Annotated in this window: 2 protein-coding genes; both read right to left on the reverse strand. The window is 44.8% G+C overall.

Annotated features, from left to right (window positions below):
- Positions 1-186: 186 nt before the first annotated feature.
- Positions 187-828 carry a type A-2 chloramphenicol O-acetyltransferase CatII gene (locus ACOTZF_RS25175; protein ID WP_001011939.1) on the reverse strand — a complete coding sequence of 214 codons (642 nt, stop codon included), beginning with the start codon at positions 826-828 and terminating at the stop codon, positions 187-189.
- A 149-nt stretch (positions 829-977) separates the two neighbouring features.
- Positions 978-1,478: a hypothetical protein gene (locus ACOTZF_RS25180; protein ID WP_001239317.1), complete on the reverse strand. Its 501-nt coding sequence runs from the start codon at positions 1,476-1,478 to the stop codon at positions 978-980.
- Between the last annotated feature and the right edge of the window lie 109 nt (positions 1,479-1,587).

The raw sequence follows: 1,587 nt of genomic DNA on the forward strand, positions 1-1,587 counted from the left end.
CCTGGGCGAAATGCGCCTGGTAAGCAGAGTTTTTGAAATGTAAGGCCTTTGAATAAGACAAAAGGCTGCCTCATCGCTAACTTTGCAACAGTGCCTTCTGAAACGAAATTACAGATTACGGTTAAAATATAAAAAAAAGCCACCAATCCTGCCGGATACGGTGGCTTAAATACAGAATTAATTAATTTATTTCAGTATGTTATCACACATCAGCTGAAGTGTATTGATAAACCTTGCTGCATGAAAACCATCACAGACTGCATGATGAACCTGTACAGAAACAGGTAATAGTACGCGGTCACCTTCCTGCTGAAACTTTGCCATTGTAAAAACCGGGGAAAAATAATCATCATTTCCGGTGATATTCAGATTAAATCCGTCAAAACTCACCCAGGGTAACGATGATATATTCAGGTGATTCTCCGGTAAATTTCCCTGCGGAAACAACCTGGTATCATGCTGATATTCTGCTGTTACCGCGTTATAACCCGCCATAAACTCACTGAGATCCGGAAAATAACGGCAGGACAGTGCGGAGAATGTTTCGGTTTCTTTATGAAAGACAGTAAAGACCGGGTCTGACTGTTCCCAGTAAATCAGTTCATTATCTTTCATTGCCATCCGGAACTCCGGAAACTGATTAACAGCCCGGGAGATCAGGTAAATCATCAGCGGATAAAACTTATAACCGGTTTTCGCCAGTGCAGTACGCAAAGCGGTAATATCGAGTTTGGTGGTCAGGCTGAATCCGCATTTAATCTGCTGACGATAAAGGGCAAAATGTTCCCTGCGATTCCAGGTATTCAGGTCAATCCGGGTAAAATTCATGGTTATTCCTTCTGATTAATAGTGAAAAATATTAATAATCAGAAGGCAGTCTGGTTGTCTCAATGGGTAACATTCCGTCCTCCGTAAGCTGTCTGGTATTCAGTAATAATACCCGATACGGGCTTAATCTGTATTAAGCCCGGTTTTATTTATTCCGGCCACTCATCCGCAAATACATAGCGGATCAGTTCTGCGGATTCACGGGGCGGTGCTCTCAGCACATCCGCCATTAAATCAATTTCCATCTGACAGGTTTGCAGCTTGTCTTCCGCCAGCACATACGGATCATCCGTCAGGAAACTATCGCCGTATTTATCCACCGACCCCTGTATTTGTGCCGAAAATAATGACTGAATTTCATCAGCGGAATAATGCGCAACCGGAGCCCCTTCACCGGCTGAATTCACCAGATCCAGCAACGCTCTGTTACCGATAATAAAGTCACGGTACCCGGCGGAAGCCTTTTTCATATCCGGCGGGCCAGACACTTCCGGATGCAGCACACGAAAGCAGAAGTCACCGGAGGTATCCTGCGCCAGTGCTTTCTGCAAAAATTCCAGCCGCATTTTCCCGTAATTAATCACCGCGTCATCCCCCGCGAGATAAAGCAGTTTTTTAATATTTTCGGTGGCCCACTGTTGCAGGCGCATATAGTACTCTAAACAGGGCACTGTTGCAAATAGTCGGTGGTGATAAACTTATCATCCCCTTTTGCTGATGGAGCTGCACATGAACCCATTCAAAGGCCGGCATTTTCAG

It is taken from the genome of Enterobacter cloacae complex sp. SHL021 (assembly GCF_049237765.1).
Taxonomy (GTDB): Bacteria; Pseudomonadota; Gammaproteobacteria; order Enterobacterales; family Enterobacteriaceae; genus Enterobacter; species Enterobacter cloacae.

Bases quoted from the DNA above. Each gene is read 5' to 3' on its own strand.
- ACOTZF_RS25180 (WP_001239317.1), bottom strand. From the start codon at position 1,478: ATGCGCCTGCAACAGTGGGCCACCGAAAATATTAAAAAACTGCTTTAT.
- ACOTZF_RS25175 (WP_001011939.1), bottom strand. From the start codon at position 828: ATGAATTTTACCCGGATTGACCTGAATACCTGGAATCGCAGGGAACAT.